A 23294-nucleotide genomic window follows, 5' to 3' on the forward strand; every position below is an offset into this window, starting at 1 on the left:
CAAAAAAAATATTTTTTTTGCAATTTGTAGACTCATTTGTAGACTGTTGAGCTACAAATACAGCCAAATGAGTGCAATCTTATATAACCATTAACTTATTTAAGTGTTTGAAAATACAAGTGAATATAACCAAATGCAATCAATTCCAATCTATTCCAAACTCGGTGGATTCTACTTTTTCTATTATTCGATAGTGGGTACATTCATGCCGTATTGGAGTTTGTATCTAGAGGATCAAGGGTTTAATTATCAAGAAATAGGTATTTTATCTTCGATTGCAATTGTCACACGTTTTTTTGCACCGTTTATTTGGGGGTGGATTGCAGATAAATCCGGCAAGCGCATGCTTTTAGTTCGAATCGCAACATGGATGGAAGCCTGTATTTGGTTTCTGATTTTTATAATTCCCAACAGTTTTCAATCTGTTGCATTACTCATGCTGGTTTTTAGTTTCTTTCAAAATGCTATATTGGCTCAGTTTGAAGGAGTAACTTTATTTTGGTTAGCTGAGCGGCGTGCAGAACTTTATGGAAAAGTCAGAAAATGGGGATCAGTTGGCTTCATTGTTGGGGTATTTGGAATTGGGGCTTTGCTAGAAATAATACCTGTTTCAATGCTGCCTATCATGTTGTTATGCATTGCATTTCTCGCATTTATTTGGTCATTTACGATTAAAGAGCCCGCTACTGCACCATCTTCACAGAAAAAACTTGAACCACTTTGGCCTATCTTAAAACGACCAGTTGTAGCGAGTTTTTTTATCATTGAATTTTTTCTGCTCTTTTCGCATGCACCGTTTTATAGTTTTTATAGCAATTACCTTATGCAGGCTGATTTTTCGACGAGCCAAATCGGTTTTTTATGGTCTGTCGGAGTCATTGCGGAAATCATTATGTTTGCCTATGCCAATGTCTTTTTTAATCGATATTCTTGGCGTAACTTAGTGCTCATTTGTTTGGGGCTAACAGGGATGCGATGGTTGATTGTAGGCTTATATCCGACGGTGTTTATCACTCAATTTGCTGCGCAAACGATTCATGCCTTTAGTTTTGGATTATTCCACTTAATCGCTATGCGAATCATTTTTCAAAATTTTACCGCAAGTCAACAAGGGCGTGGTCAAGCGCTATACAGTACCATGTGGGGCTTAGGTGTTGCGAGTGGCAGTATTTTAGCAGGTCGATATTGGGACCTGCTTTCGGGACCCGTTATTTTTATGATCGCAGGACTGGCGGTTATACCTGCCATGTTTTTGGTCGTGGGCTTGCCTAAAACGAACCAAAAGCCAGCTTGAAACAATTCAGTATATTGAAAAGTCTCAATGGACTAAAATCACTTGATTACGGCCGAGTTCTTTAGCTTGATATAATGCCTGATCGGCTTGATTAATCATACTTTGCAAACTTGGAGCATTGGGCAAAGACTGATGAATCAGACCAATACTCACCGTAATATAAATCGTATTTTGTTCATCAATGATGATAGGTGTAGTTTCAAAGACTTTTCGGATGCGTTCAGCAATACCTTGAGCTTCAGTTGCAGCAATGTTCGTGAGTAATACACTAAACTCTTCTCCCCCAATTCGTGCAAATAAATCAGTTTCACGTAAATTCTTACGCACAATACTCGAAAATTCTTGTAAAACTTGGTCACCGACATAATGCCCATATTGATCATTTAATTTTTTAAAATGATCAATATCCATCATGATAATGGAAAAGTTAAGCTGAATTTGGTTTTGTAGGTAAAGTTCACCTTGCTCGAAAAAATATCGACGATTCATCGCATGAGTCAAACTATCATGATTTGCAAGGTATAAAACCTCTTTATAAAGTTCGTGTCGATTTCGGCTAATAATACAAAGAATCAACGGCGAGAGAATCAGCATGGCTAGGCCTATACGAACTGAAATTGCTGTCGATAAATAGGCTAATGAAGAATCGTGTAAGTAGAACGCATTTAAATTGTAATAGGTCGCTAAAATTACCACTGCATTAATTAGGGATAGGGTAAATAAGCGATAGGTTAACGCTGCCCAAATCAAAGCCGCCAAAGGGTAGAGAATTGCCCCTGGACCTGCAGAAACGGCTGTTAAAAATACGCAGAAGACAACTGCAATAGCCGGAAATATTTTATTGATATGAAAGCTTTGATGTCTTCTATCTTTAAAATAAAGTTTAAGATCGGCCAGTTTAGGAAAAGACAGAATAAGTGGCAATATAATCAGTGCATTTAATATTTCTGTAATCCACCACATACCAAAATCAATCGACAATCGATCGGTCGACATAAACGTGTTGGGTATATAAGGCACAGTGAAAATAGCAAAAAGAGCACCTGCAAGGCATCCACCACAGGCGATGATGACAATCATGGTCAGAAAGGTGAAACCTTTATTATAGTTTTGATAGTTCACCTGAAAATATCGCATAAAAAATAGCGATACAATGCTGTTGGTTAAATTTGAAAAAGTGAGAAATAGGGTGAGTTGGAAATAATTGCCCGTCACTAAATCTGCGAGCATATAACCAGTAAATGCACCTAACCATCCCCCTAGATTACTGAGTTTGGGAAACCTTAAAAATAATGCTAACAATACTGCATTCGCAGGCCAAAAAATCGCTAAATAGCTTAATGGGCGGGTGAAAATACCGATTAAGCAGCAGCAAAGAATAACTGCAGCGACTATTACAAAAGCCATGCTGTGGCGTGCATTAAGCGGAGCAAGACTATTCGAATGCAGTTTCATTAGCTTATGTAAGCCTAGGTTAAATATGGGAGAATTCGTTTTTTTCGTATATTAAACGATAAAAATGATTTTATATTATTTTATTGTAAATAGTGTGATTTGTTTGGCATTTAGCTGATTTGTAGTTTCGTTAACGGAGATTGATTTTCTGGATAAAGATGAAAAATGATTGTTATGAAAATGTGATAAACCGCGGATTTGTAAAAAAATGTGTTACTTTAAGAGCATGATTTATATGACTGATTAAATGTATGAAAATAGCATATCTTACAGTTTTACTCATGTTGAGTTCATCGTTGGTGATGGCGGCAGATAATAAGAATACAACTCAAAATTCAGAGGCTAAAAATCAAGTTGAAGCGGTGAATAGCTTTAGGGTGACAACACGTTCTGAATTGGTCGGCTTATGGGGTATGGAAATTCCGACCAACAAAAAGTGCGTCGAATATTATAATTTTAAGAGCAATAATGATGTAGTGATCAAAAGTGGTGAAGAGTGGTCATCTGGGGTATATGACTATCAACCTGCGCAAGATCCGAATGTGCAAATTCCAGCACTGATTTTACAAGTGAAATATGACAATAATCAGATGGATTGTTCGGGCAATATTCAAGATCAAACCGGCGAAATTTCACAGTACTTTGTAAAGTGGAAAAGTCCATCGGTTATTAATTTCTGTGCCAATGATCAGGCTCAGCAGTGTTTTGCGACATTGCGTCGAGTTTTGCCTTAAGCATGACTATAGATCTTTCTTATGAAAATAAAAAACCACTCATTTGAGTGGTTTTTTTGACGCTGAAGATTTATTTATCTTCATGTCCTTCGACTTTCTTCAATAAATGCTTTTCAAGATAGTGAATATCCATAGCTTGTTCGCAGAAATTTTTATCTTGAAGAATCAAATCTTTATGAAGCGGAATATTGGTTTTCACGCCAGTTAAGATAATCTCTTCTAGAGCTTGTTTCATGCGCGCAATAGAGGTTTCACGATCTTTACCATGCGCAATGAGTTTTGCAATCATTGAATCATAGTATGGCGGGATACTATATCCTTGATAGATATGAGAATCTAGTCGGATACCTGCGCCGCCCGGTGCATAGAAATGATCGATTTTGCCCGGTGAAGGCATAAATGTAGATGGATCTTCTGCATTAATACGACATTCAATCGCATGACCTTTAAGTTGAATATCTTCTTGTTGAAGATCCAAACCTAAGCCAGCAGCAATGCGTAATTGTTGCTCGATAATATCCACACCAGTTACTTGCTCAGTAACAGGATGTTCTACTTGTACACGAGTATTCATTTCAATAAAGAAGAATTCACCTTCTTCAAATAAGAACTCAAATGTACCAGCACCACGGTATTGCATTAATTTACAAGCATTTACACATGCTTCAAGAATATGCGCACGTGCTTCTTCAGGTAAACCCGGTGCAGGCGCTTCTTCAAGCACTTTTTGATGGCGACGTTGCAATGAACAGTCACGATCATAAAGGTGAATTGCATGGCCATTACCATCTGCAAGAACTTGCACTTCGACATGGCGTGGCTTTTGAAGGAAACGTTCCATATAAACGGTATCGTCACCAAACCACATTTCCGCATCACGCTGAGCAGCTTGTACAGATTCGAGTAGTGTGTCCACACGTTCAACGATACGCATACCACGACCACCACCACCAGAAGCAGCTTTTACGATCAATGGGAAGCCAATTTCTTTGGCTTCTGCCAATGCATTGTGAATCGTTACAGCATGGTCACAACCCGGAACAGTCGGTACGCCGGCTTTTTTCATCGCAATAATGGCAGAAACTTTGTTCCCCATTAAGCGAATGTGTTCAGGACGCGGACCGATAAAGATAAAACCTGAGTTTTCTACAATTTCAGCAAACTCAGCGTTTTCAGATAAGAAACCATAACCTGGATGGATGGCATCTGCACCGGTGATTTCAGCCGCTGTAATAATGGCAGGGATATTGAGATAACTTTCGCTGCTGGCACCTGGTCCAATACACACTGCTTCGTCACAGAAGCGTAAGTGCATTAGGTCTTTGTCGGCATCGGAATAAATCCCTACGGTTTTAATTCCTAAAGTTTTGCAAGCGCGGGTGATGCGGAGCGCAATCTCACCACGGTTTGCAATTAAAACTTTTTGCAACATTGTGATTCCCCGTGGTCTTAAGCGCGATAGCGGAATAATGGTTGACCGAATTGGATCACTTCGCCATTTTTAACCAAAATTTCTTCAATTACACCGCTTTGAGTTGCTTCAATTGGGTTCATGATTTTCATTGCTTCGATGATACCGAGTGTTTCACCAGCAGATACAGTTTGACCAACTTTCACAAATGGTGCTTCACCTGGATTTGGCGCAGCATAAAATACACCAACCATAGGAGACGGCTCAACAGCACCACGTGGTGAACGAGGTGCAGCAGGCGCAGCGGCAGGCGCAGCCATAGCAGGCGCAGCGGCAGCAACTACTGGATTGCGACGAGTTAGAGCAATCGATTGATCGCCTTCTTTAACTTCAATCGCCTGTAAGTCAGATTCAATCATCAAATCGATGAGTTTCTTGATTTTACGGATATCCATGAACAGTATTCCTAATTAAGATTGAGAAGTTGGTTGAATTTTTTCGATGGCGAAGTCTAGTGCTGCGGCATAACCTTTTGCACCTAAACCACAAATAACGCCAACGGCTTTATCAGATAGATAGGAGTGATGTCTAAATGCTTCGCGAGCGTGGACATTTGATAGATGTACTTCGATAAACGGAATGGCTACACCAAGAAGGGCATCACGCACAGCAACCGAAGTATGTGTTAGGGCTGCTGGGTTAATAATGATGAATTGAACGCCTTCTTGTTGCGCTTGATGAATTCGGTCGACGACAGCGCCTTCCCAATTACTTTGGAAAGTGTCGAGAGAAATGGAAGCGTTTTGAGCCTGTGAAATCAGTTTTTGGTTGATATCTTCAAGTGTCAGATAGCCATAAACTTCGGGTTCACGTTTTCCCAGTAAGTTGAGATTCGGTCCATGAATGACCAAAATGGTCGAGCTCATTCAGCCTGCTCCAATAAAAAGTTGCAAATTTACTTTGCAAGATACCTGCAAAGTTTGCTCATTATGGCATAAAATTCCACATTTTTTTTATAATTTCTTTGAATTGACGTGAAAAGCATGTGCCGAGAATGGGCTATATAATGCGAACTTTGCAGAGAATTGGCAATGTTAAAAGATTACATTTTTATCATTATATTGTAGGACATCATTTTAAACCCAATTGGCTAAAACTTTTGATATTTTTTGTGTAAACTTGCTTTATCGTGGTGCGTACGTTTAGCAATAACCAGTGCGAATGATCTAAAAGGTGTGCTGATTTGTGTATCCATCTTATAGATCGTCAATTGAACAGCCTACGCATGCATAGTCGTAAAGATGGTATTTATACAGCGACTTAAAAAATTCTAAGGTTTAACTTATTTTACGCGTAAAGGAATCTAAATTGTTCTCAGTTTTCAATCGAGTTATTTGAAAGAATAAATCAGGTTTGTGTGCTAAGTATATAAAAATTAAAAGATAGTTACTTTTTCTATGGTTTATAAAGCATATTTCTAGGCCAATGAAATTTTTTTCATAGATGATAGGGCTCAAGCTAGATATTTTGTTTGCCTTAGCGAATTAAATATTCTGTGGGAGCATTTCCTTGGAAGTAGGTAGCTTTAGATAAGCTGAGCATCTATTGTGTAGCTAGATGAAATTTTATAGTCCTCTATATAAGCGTATTAACCATCCTGTGTATTTTCTAGTCAGTGTTTTGAATGTATGAAGCGTGCAAGGCATTGACGATTTCTTTCATAAATCATGTAAGTTTGGAAAATCGGGTATTTGTCCAAATTTGTACAGGTATTGGCAAAAGTTAAATCTGTGGTGGTAAAGAAGCTTGCTGTTTGCATGCTGATTCTATTTTTTATTCGTCTATTACTGTGTTTGAACGGTATATGTCTTGAATTAAGTTTCCTTTCTTTTAGTTTATACCTTTAGGTGGAATCTACCGCGAGTCTTTTACTATAAATGAATCGATAAATAAGGCTTGAATACTTTCACACGGAAAAAATTTATCTATATACGTGTAATTCACGGTAGAATGCCCGAAACCTATATGGCCTGAGAACAAACATGGCAAAACATACGCAAAATTCATCACCTTTGGCAGAATTGATTGCAGAACAAAAACTTTTATGTGAAGAAGTGGGTTCTGCATATGTAGAAGTGCAAGGCGATGATGTAATTGCTGTGGCTGTTCATACCTTAAATAAAGATCCAATTGTTGGTATTCGTAAGCCTGCAGAAGGTGATGAAAATGTCAGTTGGTATATTTATGGTGGTGAGCTTGAAGGCGCAGATAACTTTGAAACAATGACTGTGCGTAAACTGCAAGATGTTGTGCCTGAAGTGCTACCGTATTTAGCTTTGGATGTAGGCTATCGTTTTATGATAGATGCTGATGATTATGAAGATGTTTGGAAAGAAGGTGATGAGGCTTAATTTATGCATCCTCCATTGATGTATAAACTTCATGTCTTTATTTTCTCTGTGTTTACTGCTTCTTTATTATATGCAAATGTGAATGAAGCGGTTACTCCACAACTGACTCAAGCTGAATATAATGCTCAGATAAAAGCATATACTGAGCAAATTAATTCAACCAAAGCTATTTTGGATGATCCTGCATCTACAGCAACGGGTCAGCAGCAAAATCAAGCTTTTTGTTTAAGATTGAATGTATATCGACAGATTTTAGAAATTTCTCAGCAAAACTCAGCCCTTGAAATGGCCAATCTAATGCGAGTGGCTTCACAACATTATTTACTACAACAGCAACAGAGTATGCAGTCATCTGGCTTAAACGAAAGTGCATTTTGTTCGAGTCCTACAAAATAAATTGAAACGTAAATTTTTTCTACTATTTTTAAAACTCTAGCCTCACTTTCTTTCATTTTGTTCTATTTTTCAAAATTCTAAATAATCTAATATTTTAAAATTATTACAGCATTATTCACTATAAGTGCAGTTTCTAATAATATTAGAAATTGAAAATGCAGATTGTCAGGAAATGATATGAAATATGCTTAAAATGATAAGTCCATCACATTATTATGATCAAGTTAGAACGATTTATATGCAACAAACATCCCTGGTCCTGTTGCATAGGTCAGTCCTAATACATCAACTTGTTGATGTCGTTCTCTTTTAGCCACTGAATAAGTGGCTATTTTTTTTGTGAAAAATTAAATGCTTAATCAGATTATAAATCGAATTTGGATAAAATTTAAATTTTTCATGATGTGGCATCCCCATACATTGACTCATATACGACATTCTTTTCGAGCAATACAATCAAATGATTTAAGCATTTTGAATTTTTATCAATGTCTTCTCAGGATGACTGATGGATAAATAGACAAATATTGCGAGTATGATAAGATGATTGAACACATTATTTTTGATGTTTGAGGAGTTGTTACATGACAGCTTATACTTCAGTAATGAAAGCAAGCCAATATGAGGACGATATGATCCCGAGCCTTGCTATCCATGCATTTCGCCATGCTTTTGAACAAGCAAGTGCGTCATCCACTGTGGTTTATGTAAAAGGTCTACAACTGGTTCAACGTCTGCAAAATGGTCAAGAAGTACAAATAAAAGATGTATCAGCCGATTTTGTACAAGTGGATGATCTACCAAAAATCTTAAAACGTAAAAAGAAAACAGAGGAAATTGTTTAATACATGCCTCCACAACCTCGCATTAGAATGTTCGCGGGTCCAAATGGTTCAGGTAAAAGCACAGTTAAAGAATATTTATTGCCCCATCATATTGGGGCATATTTAAATGCGGATGAACTCGAAACTCAACTGAAACATTCACACCGGCTCAATTTGTTGGATTACCATTCCGCTTTAAAATCCGAAGCATTAATTGACTTTCTATATACGAAAAAACGTCCCGCGAATGGAGAATTTATTCCTCTATTAGCACGTAAACCTCAGATATTAGATCAGTGGAAAATTGAGTTTCGTCCAGACCAGATTGACTCATATCTTTGTGCAAGAATTATCGATTACATTCGTTTGCAGTTTTTAGAACTAAAAATTAGTTTTACTTTTGAAACAGTGATGTCCCATATTTCCAAGGTGGAATTTCTACGCGAAGCAAAAAGAAAAGGCTTTAAAACCTATCTGTATTATGTTTCCACTATTGATCCTGTTATCAATATTTCACGTGTTCAGTACCGAGTGAAAACGGGTGGACACGGAGTGCCAGAACAAAAAATTCGCGAACGTTATTATCGAAGTATGGATCTGTTAATGCAGGCGGTAGAAGCAACGGATCGAAGTTATTTATTTGATAACTCTGCCGATGGACAGCATGCTTCTTTCATTGCGGAAATTGAACAGGCTGAAATTTTAAAGATGAATTCAGGTATTCAGCGTTTACCGTGGTGGTTTGTAGATAAGGTGCTTAAAGAGTTTGAGCCAAATTAATGTCAACTGAATATCATATAAAACAAAATAACAGGATGAACCTATGCAAAATAACGACTATGAATTACAACAACATTCAAACTCATCTCCATTAGATCAAACTAATCTTGATCAAGCCATTGAGCAGCAAGCTGAACAAGAACAGCAAAAAAATAGTACATCATCTGATCCTTTATCTTCTCTAGATTTGACTGACTTAGCTGAAATTGGTTCGAATATTATAGAATTGGGTTCAGATGCTTTAATGTGGGTGAGCGATGCACTCAGCGATATCAGTATTGATCTATAAATTATCTATTATTTCAATTAACTTCATAATAAACAGCCTATATTGAAAAATCTCCGAGGATATATTTCGTGATTTTTCAAGTTTATAAATTATTTCTAAATAAATTAATCAAACACTCTTGAAACGTTGAATTTTTCAATCAGGAAAGGCATGTCAGAATGAATATTTAGACTGGCGGCAGTTGGTTACTTCAATAAAATAGCCTAAGTATATAATAGATTTTAGAAACGCATGTGCACGCAGATCACTTAACCGCTTCTCAATATTTAAAACAAGTTCTTGGTGGTAAAATTGCGATGAGCCATAACATCAAGATTGTGCAAGAAACATTCAGCGCCATTTATAATTTTGATGTGAAATATTTTAATTCACATCAGTCTTTTGATTATTTATTTGCAGATCATGAGGCATTTAAAATCGGTGAGTTAAATGCCTATAACATTCCAACGCCTGGACATACACCTGCTTGTCTGAGCTATGTTGTTGTTGGTGATGCTGTGTTTGTCGGTGATACCTTATTTATGCTTGATTATGGCACAGCACGCTATGATTTTCCCAAGGGTAGTGCGGCAGAATTATTCGACTCTGTACAAAAGATTTATCAGTTAGCACACGAAATGCGCGTGTTTTTATGTCATGACTATTTACCAGAAAACCGGTCAAAATACTGCTGCGAAAGCAGTGTGCATGCACAAAAACAACAGAATATTCATATCCACGTTGGTACGAAAAAAGAAGATTTTGTCACAATGCGAACTCAGCGTGACGCAAATTTGGCTATGCCAAAACTGATTTTACCTGCAATACAAATCAATATGGATGCAGGTAAATTTCCAAAACCAGAAGGGAATGGTATTCGCTATTTAAAAATTCCTTTTAATCACTTTAAATCTGCAAATTAAAGACAAAGAACCTTTAGGTTGAATGCGGTTGGCTATTTCACTTAATAAAATAGCCTAAGCAAGTTAATTAATTGACACCTAAAAATAGCCTAAGTAAGATTAATAAGTTTTAACTGTCATTTGATTTCACTCATTCAACTAGGCATCATTATATCAACATAGCAAAGTATTCAAAAATGATCCTAAATTACGAATATCATCAAAAATTAGAAAGCGAAACGCACCCGCTAGTCTTTATTCACGGTTTATTTGGAAGCCTCAGTAACTTAGGGATGCTTGCCAGAGCTTTTCAAAATTCACATTCTGTCATTCAGCTTGATTTACGAAACCATGGTAAATCACCTCAAAGTACAGAAATGAATTATCGTGAGATGGCAAACGATGTACTCGAAACATTAGATGCGATTGGCATCGATAAGTTTTCAGTGATTGGCCATTCCATGGGAGGAAAGGTCGCAATGCAATTGGCTTTAATCTCAGAGCGGGTAGAGCAACTTGTTGTATTGGATATCGCGCCCTTTGCATATCAGGAACGTCATCATGATGAAATATTTAAAGCTTTGATTGCTGTACAAAATGCACAAATTCAATCTAGACAGCAAGCGGTTGAAATTATGCGTGAGTATATTCATTCAGATATGGTGATACAGTTTCTACTCAAGTCTTTTAGCAAAGCACAATGGTTGTTTAATGTAGATGCGCTGTATAAACAGTATGACCAGATTATTGGTTGGGAAAGTATCGGAAATACTTGGCAACAGCCTGTATTATTCATCAAAGGTGGAGAGTCACCTTATATTTCAAAAGCGGAACATACCAATGCGATTGAACATCAATTTCCACATGCGAAAATTGTAGAAATAGAAGGTGCAGGCCATTGGTTACATGCAGAAAAAACAACTGAAGTTATAGAGAAAATACAAAATTATTTAAATTAATACGGTGTGCCTTCAATTATATTTTGAAGGCAAAACATCGAAATATTACTCAATCGAAATGTTATTGGCTTGAAGCTGACCTTCTGAGGTCAGTTGTGCGGCCATCTCTGCAGTTTTTTTCAGGCCTGGCATACGATATTCTGTATGACCATAATCTTGAATAGATTTCCAGCGTCCGCCCCATGTTAAACCAACAGACTCAGCGGCTTGACCATAAAGTTGATAACCACGCATAGCCCAAGGGTCTCGTTCAGTAATGACCACTTTGCCATTGCGTTTAAAGGCGACATCAGCTGCTAAACCAAACTGATGATAACTTTGGAAACCACGGGCACGAGTGGTATTTTTATTGGTGGCTAAATTATTTTGACGTTCAGGACTACGATAACCTTCAAGCAAAACCATTTCATAACCATGCTGTTCACGCATAATTTTAAATACCATTAATAAGCGCTGCTTATAACGAGGGTTCATTTTATGCCATTTACGATCTGCTGAAGGCACATCTGTAGAATATGAATGCGTATGTATATCTTGAACTTCTGGATTGAAACTTGAGGCCATAACAGATGGCTGCTCAATCATTGCTGCTTCTTCAGCGATCGCTTCTTGAACAAGATATTCTTCAACCTCAGGAGGCGCATCTAAAACCTGTCCATCAAGCATGGCGTAAATTTGTGGGTCGACTTTACGCAAATAATCAGCTTCCACTTTACTTGCAGTAATCGGGCGAGTAAAAGCAAATAATAAAATACTGGCAAACAGTAAGAAGCCTGCAAATAAAATCCACCATTGTTGTAAATGCCAGTGTGATTGAATTTGTTGTGGTGCTGCTGCATAGTTCAGTTCATAAGCAAAATTTTTGGCGTGCTGAATTCTTTTTTTACTTTGTGGAATGATTTGAAAGAAAAAATCCTGAACTTTAACTCTGAGTTCATAAGAAAAACAAAGCACTGTCACCAGTGCTAAGACAAAGAAACAACTAACCAAAAAGATGATCATGGGGAAACTGTAGCGCTCACAGTCGCATTAGCAGTGTTTGTTGCAGCAACCACTTTCGGACGTTTGGTTTCAGAAATTTGCGTTCCACCCATCGGTTCTTCAAAGTATTCTTCTTCTTTTGCTGCTTTCGTAGAAGGCTCTGTAGGTTTGGTCACCTTAGCTGTTGTTGGCGCAGCTTTTGGTTTTACTAATGTAGTTGGAATATGTTGTTTAACGGTTGTTGTAGCAGCTACAACAGGGCGCTGCGGTTGGGTAATTTCAAAAGGCGAACGGTTATTCGCTACAGCTTGAACAGGCTGAGTCACTTTAGCCGTATTGCCATGATTGAAAGCCGTAGCTAAATCATTCGAATATAAACCATTATCCTGATCTTTTTCGTCCATAGCATGAACGCTTTGCAGTGCTTTTTCAGCTGAAGATTGCTCATTTTCACTTTGACGGGGTGCAGTGGTTGCTTCAGTTTCAGCTTTATCTTCAGTTGGGGCAGAAGTAGTCATTTCTGTATTTGCAGGCTGATCGTCAGAACTTAGATAAAAATATCCCAGGCCAGCAACAATAATGACCGCTGCACCAACAAGAAAGCCAATCGCAGCATGAGCTAAAGGCGGTAAATTATTCTTTTGAGTCGACTGTAAAATTCTAACGTTATTCGATTTTTCGTTTGCCATGGTGTCTAAGTCTTATGGTAAATGAATGGTGATATAAGCCTGTTCCGATGGTGCAGTTATGACATTTTGATATTGTGATAACGCCTGATTATTTTGACTGGATAACATATATTTCAGTCCACCAAATGCTAATACAGCAAACAATGCCCAAAAGATAATGATCCAAAAAAATGGTAATTCACGGTGAATAATGTTTTTAATTTGATCCGGCAGTGCCGCGAAAGGCGAAAACGCCTTTTTACCTTTCATATAATCAATTTCATCACCGACACGTGCAACGAGTGAATTGAGCATTTCAATCGATTCAAGTCGGTATTTACCATGAAAACCAAGGAGCATGCAGTAATGATAAACTTCAAGTGCTGCTAAGCGATCTTTATTCTTAGAACGAATTTGCTCTAAATTTTCAAAAAAACGATAACCTGCTAGCTGTGAACCAAAAAGACTTAATTGCAGTGGATTCATCATCCAATTGTTTTGTAAATCAAAAAAACGTGCATCTTGTTGGGTGACAATGGTTTCATCTAATAAAGCGCAATAGGCATATTTTGCGTCCGTGATATCTTCATTGCTGAATTGAAGCTTACGGGCTTGGCTTTCAAATCGGTTTAATAGATCCATAATTTTTGTCCTGAAACTTTCAGGGCTGGATGGAACATATTGATTTTTGAGTAAGAATACGATGTAAAAACCATCATGCAGTAGATCAACTAAATTGGTTGAACTGTTGATTTTCGGTTCAGCACTTGGTTTTGAAGAGCCTAATCCAATTTGACCGTCGTCAAAAAGTGAAGGGGCATTATTTGAAATATTCATGATTGCTCCTTAACCATTCATCACTGCAATAAGTTCAATCGAGATATCTTGGAAGCCAGCTGGTATGTAAACGCAGATCGATTCAGAATCAAGCATACGCTGATACAAATCATTATTTGGCTCAATTTCAAAATAACTCACACCTGAACGAACTGGAATTGCTGTTGGCACTTGCATCATATGTTGCAATGGAACAGCAGGTAATGCTGCCATGACACGCTGTTCAACATCAACGGTATTACCGACTTTAAAGCGCAGTGGTACATAAGAAATAATGTCATGTGTAGGCATCACACTACTTGAAACAGCTAAATACAGGCGCGAATCGCGAGTAATTTTGTCACTTTCAAGACTGCCCACCCAGTAGGATTGACGGGTTTCTTTCAAGTTAATACTGATATATCGATTTGAAATAATCGTATCGAGCAACTCACGTAAAATCACATCTAATTGAGCAAAACTTTCTTGCAAATTATGATGTTGATACTGTGGGAGTTGATCTACTTCATAAGCTGTAGAGAAGGTGAGTAAAGAACCTGTCAGACGCAATAATTCAAAATACAAACGTTCAGGATGAATCAGTGGATATTGCAATAAATGATTTAAGGTCGCATGTGCAGTATTCAGCGCATTAACCAACCAAAATGAAACGATATCACCAGAACGGAATTCAATTAACTTTTGTTCGTTTTCACGATTATTCGATTGAATAGTTTTAATTTTAGCTTTGATAATATTGAGCGTTCGTTTAAGCCCAGTAATCAGTGAATCACACGAACTAATATGTAATATTGGTGGGATAAATTGATAATCTAAAACAAAATTACCTGAACTTTGGCGCTTAATTCGGCCTATAGGCATGTAAAGAAAACCATCAAGATTGTGCTGTGGTTCTTGGCCTAATTCAAAGATTTTAAACTCTGCACGGCGGCGTAATAAAGTGATTTCAGCAGCCGTCGCATCTGTAAACAAATCATGAGTTTCAGTCAAATGTGAATGATAGCGACTCGATTGGGTATTTTCTTCAAAATTGACGTTTCGTTTATTCGGTTGAACAATCGGTAATGCTAAATAAATTTGCATTTCACCGCGTAAATTTAATGAATCAAGTAGTACAGGCTCAGGTAATAAGTCTTGTGCAGGTGCTTGATAAATCTCACCATCTTGCCAAATCATTTCGACTTTATTCAAAGCTAACGTGTTGGTACTGAGTTGCGATTCATCAAAAATTAAACTTTGAATACCATAAGCGAACGGTATTGTTGCGCGAACCGTATGGTTTAAACGCTGTTCATGATAAGCATCTTGTAATTGAAAGTGTTGCGGGCGTAAAAATAATCCTTCACCCCATAAAATTTTTTCTGCTTTAAACATTGTTTTTACCAGTCGCTATTCGATTCATTACTTTGTTGCTGAACACCTAACATTTCTTGTACAGCTTCAAGAGGGTTTTCATCCTTAATCACATGAGTTAACCATTCATGTAGAGGCATTTGTGACCATTTAATGGTTTTTTGCAGCATATAACTGACAGGGCTATGCGGCTCATTCACTTGAAAATAGTCAGCAATATCTTGCAAGACTTTCATGGCTTGTTCACGGTTTTCAAGATGATTTTGCACTTGAGGTTTAAACTGCTGTGTATGCTGTTGTTGTATTATTTGCATATCATTCTGCACGGAAGTTACAGTGGAAAGTGTCTGGCTTTCAATTGGAGAATTTGATTGAACCTGTTCAGCGCTCGATGAATTGATAAAAGCATCTGCTTTATAGATTTTTTTTAAGCTCAAGTGAATCATTTCGATTTGAGAGTCAATGCCAGCAAAGCTTGGCGCATCTAAACCCATCAAATCATCAAGAGTCGTTTTTAAGTTTTCCCAATGGTTTAAAATATCTAAAAACTGTTGGTAATACTGGTATTGAATTGATTTTGACGTATTGAACAAGGCATGTTCAAACTGTTCCATACCATTAAAAGACTCTTCTTGATCATCATCTTCATTGTTGGATTTACGTCTTTGGTTTTGAACATGAAGTAGTCGATCATAGTCGGATAGGGAATAAGCTGCCGCGCCATGAACGATTGAAACTGATTTAATTAATGTTGGGATTTGATTAATTATCCCTTGTAATAGCCCTAGACGTTGATCAAGGTCATCATCTTCAATTTCAGGATGAAGTTGTAGCCAAAAGTCTTGCAAACTTTTTTGTGTAAGTTCAATCCCTTTGGCAATCCCTTCGAAACCATGAATGTGAGTCCACGCTTCAAGCAACCAACCATATAGGCGAATATCTTTTGTATGTTCGCGAAGTAGATCTGACGATTTTTGGTGCACAAAGCCCCAATCTGCCTGTTTTGGTTCTGCAATCCAGTCGCCTTGATCCAAGAGCGGGTCATCTTGTGTTTTAGCTTTTTTAATTGCATGAAAATCATTTGAAAATGAAAAATCACTACCGCAAGGTAAATCATCCGTAATCGGTTGCAATAAAGCGTCGAGCTCTAAACTCATATTCTACATCGTTCCTAACTTATGCTTCTAAGGTTTTAGTCTTTTTGCTGCTGCGTTTTTTCGCAGGTTTACTTTTAGGATCTAAAACATAAATAATTTCATCGTCTTTGACATCGATTTCAATGACTGATGGAATCTTTTGTTCACTCATCGCCATCAACAATTCAGTGGCTAAAGCAGGTAAGACCGTCGCATTTAAAATGTTGTCGACATTACGCGCACCACTATCGACCTCAGTACAGCGACTTAATAATAATTCGACTAAATCATCGGTATAGCGTGTTTGCGTACCATATTGTTTTTCAATACGCGCGGTGATTTTGCTTAATTTATGCTGAATAATGCGTACGAGCAGATCATCGTGCAATGGGAAATACGGCACGATACGCATACGACCTAAAAATGCCGGCTTAAATTGTTTATATAAAGCTGGTTTTAATACATCTAGAAGTTCTTCTGCTGACGGCCATTCTTCTACTGGCTGATTTAAACAAGCCTGCATAATGGCACTTGAACCTGCATTTGAAGTCAATAAGATCGTGGTATTTTTAAAGTCAATGACACGACCTTCACCATCTTCCAAAGTACCTTTATCGAATACTTGGTAGAATAGCTCTTGAACATCGCTGTGTGCTTTTTCAATCTCATCGAGCAAAACCACACTATATGGATTTCGGCGAACTGCTTCTGTCAGTACGCCACCTTGGCCATAACCGACATAACCTGGAGGAGCACCTTTTAAAGACGAGACGGTATGTGCTTCTTGATACTCAGACATGTTAATGGTGATTAAATGAGACTCACCACCATATAACTCGTTTGCTAACGCAAGTGCAGTTTCGGTTTTACCCACACCACTTGGGCCAACCAGCATGAAAACGCCTTGAGGTTTATTTGGATCTTCCAATTTTGCCTTGGAGGTTTTAATGCCTTGTACCAGTTGATGCAGTGCATAATCTTGACCCATCACACGTTGTTCTAACTGTGCTTCAAGCTTCAAAATTTGCTGAATTTCATCATTCACCATTTTACCAACAGGGATGCCGGTCCAGTCTGAAATGATTTCATTAATAATTTGAGCATTTACACGTTCAAAAACCAGCGGCGTTTGACCTTGTAAAGTTGCCAGTTGGTTACGAATATTGCTTAAAGTTTCAATATTTTCTGGTTTTTGCTCGGACTCTTGTTCAAGCGTTTTAATCTGTTGAATGATTTCGAGTTCTTTTTTCCATTGCGTTTCTGTTGACTGAATCTCTTGTTCAAGCGCGGATATTTGTGTTTTTACACTTTCAATGCGTTCGTGGTGAATCGGAATATTCTTATGTTCATTTTCAAGAATCGCCAATTCAAGCTTCAAATTATGTAATTGAGCTTGAAGTTGATCCAATTTTACAGGTTGTGCATTTTGCGTTAACGCAACACGCGCAGAAGCTGTATCTAAGACACTAATCGCTTTATCAGGCAATTGACGGCCAGTGATATAACGGTGCGAAGCATGGACTGCAGTAACGATAGCTTCATCGTCAATTTGTAAATTGAAATGTTTTGCCATCACTGGAATCATGGCACGCAGCATATCGATTGCGACTTCTTCAGTCGGTTCTTCAACCTGAATTACTTGGAAGCGTCGGCTTAATGCGGCATCTTTTTCAAAATACTGCTTATATTCAGCCCATGTAGTTGCGGCAATGGTTCTTAACTCACCACGTGCAAGCGCCGGTTTTAACAGGTTTGCTGCATCATTTTGACCTGCTTGACCACCCGCACCAATCAACGTGTGTGCTTCATCAATAAATAAAATGATTGGATGTGCAGAGGCTTGAACTTCATGAATGACTTGTTTTAAGCGATTTTCGAATTCACCTTTAACACTGGCACCCGCTTGTAGTAAGCCCATATCTAAAGTATGAATGCTGACATTTTTTAAAGCATCTGGAACTTGGTTGGTTGCAATTTTTAATGCAAGACCTTCAACAACGGCCGTTTTACCAACACCAGGCTCACCCGTTAAAATCGGATTGTTTTGACGACGACGCATCAAAATATCGAGCATTAAGCGGATTTCAAACTCACGACCAATCACAGGGTCAATGCCACCATTTTTAGCTTTTTCAGTAAGATTAATGGTGTATTGGTCTAGAGCTGGTGTTTTAACTGGCGTAGTTGCATTCGTTTGTGCTGCTGATTTTTCATCTGGTGATGCAGTTGCTAAATCTTCATTTTCAATGCTCTTTAGGCAAAGATCTAAAAATTTATGTTTAATCGTATCGATAGGTAATAAATCGAAAAGAGAAGAAGCTCTTACTGCAATTTGGTATAAATCTGGCGCGGTAAGGAGCGCAACAAGTAAATGACCACTACGAATTTGTGGATCTTGTTCAGCAGATGCTAATAACCAAGCTTGTTCAAGTAAGCGCACAATGGATTGGGCAAAAATAGGAGTGCGCGTATTTCCTTTTGGAAGTTGAGCAATACTTTCTTTGAGGTCATCTGCCAAACCATCTGCAGAAACTTTGTATTTTTCTAAGAGTATTTGAAGGTCATTTTTATTGTTATAGGTTAATAATTCGAGTAAAAAATGTTCAATTTCGATTTCATAATTTTGCTGTGAAATACATGTATTGGCTGACTTTTCGAGTGAAATGCGGGCGTGAGGTGAAAGTTTAGTAATTAAAACTTTTAAATTATTCATAAATAACTCATCAAATTTAGAATCCACAGTACAAAATTTTACAAGTTTGACTGTGATCTCTTTTTTCTTGCTATAAAAATAAAAACTTTAAAATCAACACATTATATATTATTAGTGTCTTGCTTTAGGCGATATAATACAGACTAAATAAAAAAAGGAAAAAGATTTTTTTATAAAATGAAACAAAAAAAAACAAATAGTCAACAAACTTTGGAGTATTTGGCACATTTTTGTATTGACTCTATGTGCTTATTTTTTGTTAAATCTGCAGCATATTTTTAATTTTGATAAATGAAGAGAAAACCCGCGGGAAAATAAGTGGTGATTTCTCCACATAAATTAAGTTTTAGCACGTAGAAATACAGAGGCAATTTTGAATAAATTTAGTGTTTTATTACCTATAATTTTAGCAGCCAGTTTAACACAAACCGTTTTTGCAAAAGATAAAGCGGCATCTGTGAAAAAATCCTGTTTAAAGGATTATCCACTGGCAGTAGGTGATACAGATCCAGAGATTATTGGTTTTTATAATCAGTTATGTGACAAAAAAAATAAGAAAAATGAGAACTTAAAAAATGAAATTTTTGTAGATATTGCCAAAAAATATCAAGCTAATGGTTACAATTTAAAAGCATTGCAAGCGGTCAATCTGCTGCGAGAAAAGAACTATCAGTCGCCTGAACTTACTGATGTTACTTTTTTAGCAGGTATCGCTATTTCTTATAATGCGCTGAATCATATGCGGAGTAATGAAAATCGTACTCTAGATGAACAGACCTATTCTCCTGCCAAAGTGTTGTCGGATAATATTCGTTATATTCAGCCGACGATTGATAAATCTACGTCTGCTGCAGCAGATGTTCGTGAAAAAAGTACAGAATCTTCGAGCAATGTGAAATCTAAACAGACAACACCAGCTAAAAAACGAACCAATACAGCGTCTACCAAGTCTAAACAAACGACTACAGCAGCAAGCAAAAAGAAAACTACCACGACAGCAAAAACGCAGACTACAGCGAAAAAACCTGCTGCCAGTGGTTCACCTTTCGATACATTAAAAAATAAATAACAAGGAAAAGCACTCATGGCAAAACGTGAAAGTGTACAGAAAAAACTTCAACGAATTCGTCCTCCTCGTGTTCAATTGACTTACGATGTTGAAGTTGGCGACGGTAAAGAAATTAAAGAATTACCATTCGTTGTAGGGGTGTTAGGTGATTTCTCAGCGGCATCTGAAGTAGAGAAAACCAAATTAAAAGACAAGAAATTCATTAATGTTGATTTAGATAATATTGATGAAGTCATGGAGTCTTTAGCGCCACGTGCTAATTTTCAAGTTGAAAATACCTTGACTGAAGATGGTGGAAAAATGTCGGTAGATCTTACATTTAAGAGCATGGCCGATTTTACTCCTGAGCAAGTTGTACAACAGGTTGATCCACTACAAAAGTTAGTTGCTGCGCGCGAGCGTCTGTCTGACTTGCGTAATAAAATTTCAAATAATGAACGCTTAGAAGATTTATTGGATGAAGTGTTACATAACACTGATCAAATTCGTAAGTTGAGCGTGGAGGCAGAAAATGAGTAATTATAATACTGCTACTGCTGCAAACGTTGAAGCAACCGAAGAATATTCACTTTTAGATTCAATTGTCGAACAAAGTCGTATCGCGCGTACAGATCAAGAACATGATCGTGCAAAAAGTTTGATTGGTGAACTTGCTAAAGAAGTGATGGCAGGTACCATCACCGTTTCAGACAATATGACTTTATCAATTGATAAGCGTATTGCTGAAATTGATGCGTTGATTTCATCTCAGTTAAGTAAAATCATGCACCATGCTGAATTTCAAAAAATTGAATCGACATGGCGTGGTTTGTATTATTTCTGCCAAGAAACACCTTCAAATTCTTTAACAAAAATTCGTATGTTAAATACGACGAAAAAAGAATTGATTAAAGATTTCCAAGGTGCGACCGATTTTGACCAAAGCACGTTGTTCAAAAAAATCTATGAAGAAGAATATGGATCATTCGGTGGTGCGCCTTATGCAACATTGATTGGTGACTTTGAGTTTGACCGTACACCATCTGATATGTATTTGCTTGAGCAAATTTCACATGTCGCGGCGGCTGCACACGCACCGTTCATTTCGGCTGCAAGCCCAAATATGTTGGGTCTAGAATCTTTTACTGATATTGATCGTCCACGCGATGTTTCTAAAATCTTTGAAACCGCTGAATATGTACAATGGCGTTCATTCCGTGAAAGTGATGATGCACGATATGTTGCATTGACAATGCCACGTGTATTGGGTCGTTTGCCATATGATCCAAAAGAAGGTATTGCCACTGAAGGCTTTAACTTCGTTGAAGAAGTTTCCGGCGAAAACCATAATGAATATTTATGGATGAACGCGGCTTATGCCTTTGGTACACGTCTAACCAATGCTTTTGATATGCATGGTTGGTGTGCTGCGATTCGTGGTGTAGAAGGTGGTGGTTTAGTTGAAGGCTTGCCTGTCCATACGTTCAAAACCAATGATGGCGAAGTGGTCTTTAAATGCCCAACTGAAATTGCCATTACTGACCGTCGTGAAAAAGAACTGAGTGATCTTGGTTTTATTCCGTTGGTACACTGCAAAAATACGGATTATGCAGCATTTTTTGGTGCGCAATCGACGCAAAAACCTAAAAAATATGATAGCGATACAGCAAATGCCAACTCTGCATTGTCTAGCCAGATCCAATACATCATGGCAGTTTCACGTATTGCACATTATTTAAAAGCAATGATGCGTGACAAAGTGGGTAGTTTTGCATCAGCGGGTAATGTTGAGACCTTCTTAAATGAATGGTTATCGCAATATGTATTACTCGATGATGGTGCATCTCAAGAAGCTAAAGCTCAGTATCCATTGCGTGAAGCTTCTGTAAAAGTTGTAGAAAATCCAGCTTTGCCTGGTCACTACAAATCTGTGGTTTTCTTAAGACCACATTTCCAGTTGGATGAGTTGTCAGTTTCATTACGACTTGTGACCGAGTTACCTCAGTCCTCAAATTAATTTTGGGTCAACACTATAATAACTTTAAATAAATAGGTATTCAGAACAATGAAAGATATATACATTCAATTTCGTGGTAAGTACAAAGTAGACGGCGAATCTCGTGATGCAGAGCACAAGAGTTGGTTAGAAGTTAACTCTTGGACGCATAACATCCGTCAACCTAAATCTGCAACTTCTTCAAGTGTGGGTGGTCACACCGCAGAACGTGTAGAACATTCTGACATGGTTTTTGTTAAAGATTTAGATGCGACAAGCCCTAAACTTTGGGAAGCATGTTCAGCAGGTTATACATTTGATGAAGTTCAAATTGATTTTTACCGTGCGAATGGCGACAAACGCATTAAATATCTTCAAATCAAACTGAAACATGTGTTGGTTTCTAGCGTGACACCAACTGTAAATGATGAAGGTGTTCCACACGAATCATTTGGTTTGAAATATGCTGCAGTAGAGTGGACATATAACCAACAAGATATTAACGGTACTGCGAAAGGTGCTGTAACTAAGAAGTGGTCATTATCTAACAACACTGCTTCATACGCAGCGTAATAGATGGATTCAGATAGAGGCTTACTTGGGTAGCCTCTATTTTCATTTTTTTAAATATTTATAAGAAGATATGAATCTCGATCAGCTTTATCCTTATGGTTTTAGAACGACTTTATTTGACCGCTTATTACCAGCAGATGCTCAGCAGACTCAAGGTCTGTCTTTGCAAGAACTTCGTGAATCTGTTGCTTCCGATTTAGAGGATCTCCTCAATAGTCGGGTGGCAAAGTTAGATGAACTGATTGATGACTTTCCATTAGCAAAAAAGTCTATTTTGCAGTTTGGCATTATCGATTTTGTGGGCTTATCGACAGCAAATCCATCGGATCGTGACAAAATTTGCCAGTCTATTGAACAATCGATTACTGCACATGAACCGCGTTTAAAGCAGATTCGAGTCGAAATGCTCATGGATGGTCATAATATGGGGGCACTATGTTTAAGTATTCAAGCATATTTAAATATTCATCCTTTATATGAACCGGTTATTTTTGATGCCTTATTAAAACCAACAACACAACAATATGTTATTTCTCCAAGAGCTTAATGAAGTGG

The 23294-nt window shown here is 37.6% G+C and carries 23 protein-coding genes and 1 pseudogene; 14 read left to right on the forward strand and 10 right to left on the reverse strand.

Features of this window, described 5'->3' with window-relative positions:
* The first annotated feature begins 133 nt into the window (after positions 1–133).
* Complete coding sequence (locus tag FTU13_RS05750; protein WP_180128056.1) at positions 134–1294, forward strand: MFS transporter; 1161 nt, start codon at positions 134–136, stop codon at positions 1292–1294.
* A 24-nt stretch (positions 1295–1318) separates the two neighbouring features.
* Here FTU13_RS05750 and FTU13_RS05755 read toward each other — a convergent pair whose 3' ends face one another.
* The gene (locus FTU13_RS05755) at positions 1319–2701 is read right to left on the reverse strand and encodes a sensor domain-containing diguanylate cyclase (protein WP_257226745.1); all 1383 of its coding nucleotides are present in this window, start codon (positions 2699–2701) and stop codon (positions 1319–1321) included.
* Positions 2702–3000: 299 nt separating this feature from the next.
* On the opposite strand from FTU13_RS05755, the gene FTU13_RS05760 reads away from it, so the two are divergent.
* Positions 3001–3483 carry a hypothetical protein gene (locus tag FTU13_RS05760; protein ID WP_078190792.1) on the forward strand — a complete coding sequence of 161 codons (483 nt, stop codon included), beginning with the start codon at positions 3001–3003 and terminating at the stop codon, positions 3481–3483.
* Positions 3484–3553: 70 nt separating this feature from the next.
* Here FTU13_RS05760 and accC read toward each other — a convergent pair whose 3' ends face one another.
* From accC to aroQ, 3 genes are read right to left on the reverse strand one after another with little or no spacing between them, the layout of a single operon-like run.
* Positions 3554–4915: an acetyl-CoA carboxylase biotin carboxylase subunit gene (gene accC / locus FTU13_RS05765; RefSeq protein ID WP_111885487.1), complete on the reverse strand. Its 1362-nt coding sequence runs from the start codon at positions 4913–4915 to the stop codon at positions 3554–3556.
* Between the two features lie 17 nt (positions 4916–4932).
* Positions 4933–5349, reverse strand: a complete 417-nt coding sequence (gene accB, locus FTU13_RS05770) for an acetyl-CoA carboxylase biotin carboxyl carrier protein (protein WP_078190790.1) — start codon at positions 5347–5349, stop codon at positions 4933–4935.
* A gap of 15 nt (positions 5350–5364) precedes the next feature.
* Complete coding sequence (gene aroQ / locus FTU13_RS05775; protein WP_078190789.1) at positions 5365–5820, reverse strand: type II 3-dehydroquinate dehydratase; 456 nt, start codon at positions 5818–5820, stop codon at positions 5365–5367.
* 1116 nt (positions 5821–6936) lie between these two features.
* On the opposite strand from aroQ, the gene FTU13_RS05780 reads away from it, so the two are divergent.
* From FTU13_RS05780 to FTU13_RS05810, 7 genes and pseudogenes are all read left to right on the forward strand, one after another.
* Entirely contained in the window at positions 6937–7305 is a 369-nt protein-coding gene (locus FTU13_RS05780; protein WP_078190788.1) for a hypothetical protein, read from the forward strand.
* Positions 7306–7308: 3 nt separating this feature from the next.
* Positions 7309–7701 carry a hypothetical protein gene (locus FTU13_RS05785; protein WP_180128052.1) on the forward strand — a complete coding sequence of 131 codons (393 nt, stop codon included), beginning with the start codon at positions 7309–7311 and terminating at the stop codon, positions 7699–7701.
* A 584-nt stretch (positions 7702–8285) separates the two neighbouring features.
* Complete coding sequence (locus tag FTU13_RS05790; protein ID WP_078193376.1) at positions 8286–8546, forward strand: hypothetical protein; 261 nt, start codon at positions 8286–8288, stop codon at positions 8544–8546.
* Between the two features lie 3 nt (positions 8547–8549).
* A complete protein-coding gene (locus tag FTU13_RS05795; RefSeq protein WP_257226744.1) occupies positions 8550–9305 on the forward strand; it encodes a zeta toxin in 756 nt (251 codons plus the stop codon).
* Positions 9306–9348: 43 nt separating this feature from the next.
* Positions 9349–9594 (forward strand): hypothetical protein, encoded by a 246-nt coding sequence (locus FTU13_RS05800; RefSeq protein ID WP_180128050.1) that lies wholly within the window; start codon positions 9349–9351, stop codon positions 9592–9594.
* A 218-nt stretch (positions 9595–9812) separates the two neighbouring features.
* Positions 9813–10496, forward strand: a pseudogene (locus FTU13_RS05805) (MBL fold metallo-hydrolase); the annotation flags it as partial.
* A gap of 176 nt (positions 10497–10672) precedes the next feature.
* Positions 10673–11434, forward strand: a complete 762-nt coding sequence (locus tag FTU13_RS05810) for an alpha/beta fold hydrolase (RefSeq protein ID WP_180128048.1) — start codon at positions 10673–10675, stop codon at positions 11432–11434.
* Between the two features lie 45 nt (positions 11435–11479).
* Here the strand turns inward: FTU13_RS05810 and FTU13_RS05815 are convergent, their stop codons facing one another.
* Genes FTU13_RS05815 through tssH form a run of 6 tightly spaced genes read right to left on the reverse strand, consistent with a single transcriptional unit; the run spans position 11480 to position 19122 of the window.
* A complete protein-coding gene (locus tag FTU13_RS05815) occupies positions 11480–12436 on the reverse strand; it encodes a M15 family metallopeptidase (RefSeq protein ID WP_180128046.1) in 957 nt (318 codons plus the stop codon).
* On the reverse strand, positions 12433–13104 hold the full coding sequence (locus FTU13_RS05820) for a hypothetical protein (RefSeq protein WP_180102271.1): 672 nt from the start codon (positions 13102–13104) through the stop codon (positions 12433–12435). The genes FTU13_RS05815 and FTU13_RS05820 overlap by 4 nt, the downstream gene beginning before the upstream one ends.
* 12 nt (positions 13105–13116) lie before the next feature.
* Positions 13117–13920: a type IVB secretion system protein IcmH/DotU gene (icmH, locus tag FTU13_RS05825; RefSeq protein WP_078190778.1), complete on the reverse strand. Its 804-nt coding sequence runs from the start codon at positions 13918–13920 to the stop codon at positions 13117–13119.
* Between the two features lie 9 nt (positions 13921–13929).
* Positions 13930–15294 (reverse strand): type VI secretion system baseplate subunit TssK, encoded by a 1365-nt coding sequence (gene tssK, locus FTU13_RS05830; protein WP_111885478.1) that lies wholly within the window; start codon positions 15292–15294, stop codon positions 13930–13932.
* 5 nt (positions 15295–15299) lie between these two features.
* The gene (gene tssA / locus FTU13_RS05835; protein WP_180128044.1) at positions 15300–16430 is read right to left on the reverse strand and encodes a type VI secretion system protein TssA; all 1131 of its coding nucleotides are present in this window, start codon (positions 16428–16430) and stop codon (positions 15300–15302) included.
* Between the two features lie 19 nt (positions 16431–16449).
* Positions 16450–19122: a type VI secretion system ATPase TssH gene (tssH, locus tag FTU13_RS05840; protein ID WP_180128042.1), complete on the reverse strand. Its 2673-nt coding sequence runs from the start codon at positions 19120–19122 to the stop codon at positions 16450–16452.
* Between the two features lie 373 nt (positions 19123–19495).
* Here tssH and FTU13_RS05845 point away from each other — a divergent pair, with 373 nt between their 5' ends.
* The 5 genes from FTU13_RS05845 to tssE all read left to right on the forward strand — a co-directional run bounded on the left by FTU13_RS05845 (position 19496) and on the right by tssE (position 23286).
* Entirely contained in the window at positions 19496–20191 is a 696-nt protein-coding gene (locus FTU13_RS05845; RefSeq protein ID WP_111885475.1) for a hypothetical protein, read from the forward strand.
* Positions 20192–20206: 15 nt separating this feature from the next.
* Complete coding sequence (tssB, locus tag FTU13_RS05850; RefSeq protein WP_078193364.1) at positions 20207–20710, forward strand: type VI secretion system contractile sheath small subunit; 504 nt, start codon at positions 20207–20209, stop codon at positions 20708–20710.
* Positions 20703–22187 (forward strand): type VI secretion system contractile sheath large subunit, encoded by a 1485-nt coding sequence (gene tssC, locus FTU13_RS05855; protein ID WP_180050798.1) that lies wholly within the window; start codon positions 20703–20705, stop codon positions 22185–22187. The genes tssB and tssC overlap by 8 nt, the downstream gene beginning before the upstream one ends.
* A gap of 48 nt (positions 22188–22235) precedes the next feature.
* Positions 22236–22739, forward strand: a complete 504-nt coding sequence (locus FTU13_RS05860) for a type VI secretion system tube protein Hcp (RefSeq protein WP_078190771.1) — start codon at positions 22236–22238, stop codon at positions 22737–22739.
* 70 nt (positions 22740–22809) lie between these two features.
* The gene (tssE, locus tag FTU13_RS05865) at positions 22810–23286 is read left to right on the forward strand and encodes a type VI secretion system baseplate subunit TssE (protein ID WP_180128040.1); all 477 of its coding nucleotides are present in this window, start codon (positions 22810–22812) and stop codon (positions 23284–23286) included.
* The last annotated feature ends 8 nt before the right edge of the window (positions 23287–23294 follow it).

The sequence above is a fragment of the Acinetobacter sp. YH12064 genome (assembly GCF_013419735.1).
In the GTDB taxonomy this organism is placed as follows: Bacteria; Pseudomonadota; Gammaproteobacteria; order Pseudomonadales; family Moraxellaceae; genus Acinetobacter; species Acinetobacter amyesii.

Coding starts and splice junctions, on each gene's coding strand:
- FTU13_RS05750 (WP_180128056.1), top strand. CDS start 134: ATGCAATCAATTCCAATCTATTCCAAACTCGGTGGATTCTACTTTTTC.
- FTU13_RS05755 (WP_257226745.1), bottom strand. CDS start 2,701: ATGGCTTTTGTAATAGTCGCTGCAGTTATTCTTTGCTGCTGCTTAATC.
- FTU13_RS05760 (WP_078190792.1), top strand. CDS start 3,001: ATGAAAATAGCATATCTTACAGTTTTACTCATGTTGAGTTCATCGTTG.
- accC (WP_111885487.1), bottom strand. CDS start 4,915: ATGTTGCAAAAAGTTTTAATTGCAAACCGTGGTGAGATTGCGCTCCGC.
- accB (WP_078190790.1), bottom strand. CDS start 5,349: ATGGATATCCGTAAAATCAAGAAACTCATCGATTTGATGATTGAATCT.
- aroQ (WP_078190789.1), bottom strand. CDS start 5,820: ATGAGCTCGACCATTTTGGTCATTCATGGACCGAATCTCAACTTACTG.
- FTU13_RS05780 (WP_078190788.1), top strand. CDS start 6,937: ATGGCAAAACATACGCAAAATTCATCACCTTTGGCAGAATTGATTGCA.
- FTU13_RS05785 (WP_180128052.1), top strand. CDS start 7,309: ATGCATCCTCCATTGATGTATAAACTTCATGTCTTTATTTTCTCTGTG.
- FTU13_RS05790 (WP_078193376.1), top strand. CDS start 8,286: ATGACAGCTTATACTTCAGTAATGAAAGCAAGCCAATATGAGGACGAT.
- FTU13_RS05795 (WP_257226744.1), top strand. CDS start 8,550: ATGCCTCCACAACCTCGCATTAGAATGTTCGCGGGTCCAAATGGTTCA.
- FTU13_RS05800 (WP_180128050.1), top strand. CDS start 9,349: ATGCAAAATAACGACTATGAATTACAACAACATTCAAACTCATCTCCA.
- FTU13_RS05810 (WP_180128048.1), top strand. CDS start 10,673: ATGATCCTAAATTACGAATATCATCAAAAATTAGAAAGCGAAACGCAC.
- FTU13_RS05815 (WP_180128046.1), bottom strand. CDS start 12,436: ATGATCATCTTTTTGGTTAGTTGTTTCTTTGTCTTAGCACTGGTGACA.
- FTU13_RS05820 (WP_180102271.1), bottom strand. CDS start 13,104: ATGGCAAACGAAAAATCGAATAACGTTAGAATTTTACAGTCGACTCAA.
- icmH (WP_078190778.1), bottom strand. CDS start 13,920: ATGAATATTTCAAATAATGCCCCTTCACTTTTTGACGACGGTCAAATT.
- tssK (WP_111885478.1), bottom strand. CDS start 15,294: ATGTTTAAAGCAGAAAAAATTTTATGGGGTGAAGGATTATTTTTACGC.
- tssA (WP_180128044.1), bottom strand. CDS start 16,430: ATGAGTTTAGAGCTCGACGCTTTATTGCAACCGATTACGGATGATTTA.
- tssH (WP_180128042.1), bottom strand. CDS start 19,122: ATGAATAATTTAAAAGTTTTAATTACTAAACTTTCACCTCACGCCCGC.
- tssB (WP_078193364.1), top strand. CDS start 20,207: ATGGCAAAACGTGAAAGTGTACAGAAAAAACTTCAACGAATTCGTCCT.
- tssC (WP_180050798.1), top strand. CDS start 20,703: ATGAGTAATTATAATACTGCTACTGCTGCAAACGTTGAAGCAACCGAA.
- FTU13_RS05860 (WP_078190771.1), top strand. CDS start 22,236: ATGAAAGATATATACATTCAATTTCGTGGTAAGTACAAAGTAGACGGC.
- tssE (WP_180128040.1), top strand. CDS start 22,810: ATGAATCTCGATCAGCTTTATCCTTATGGTTTTAGAACGACTTTATTT.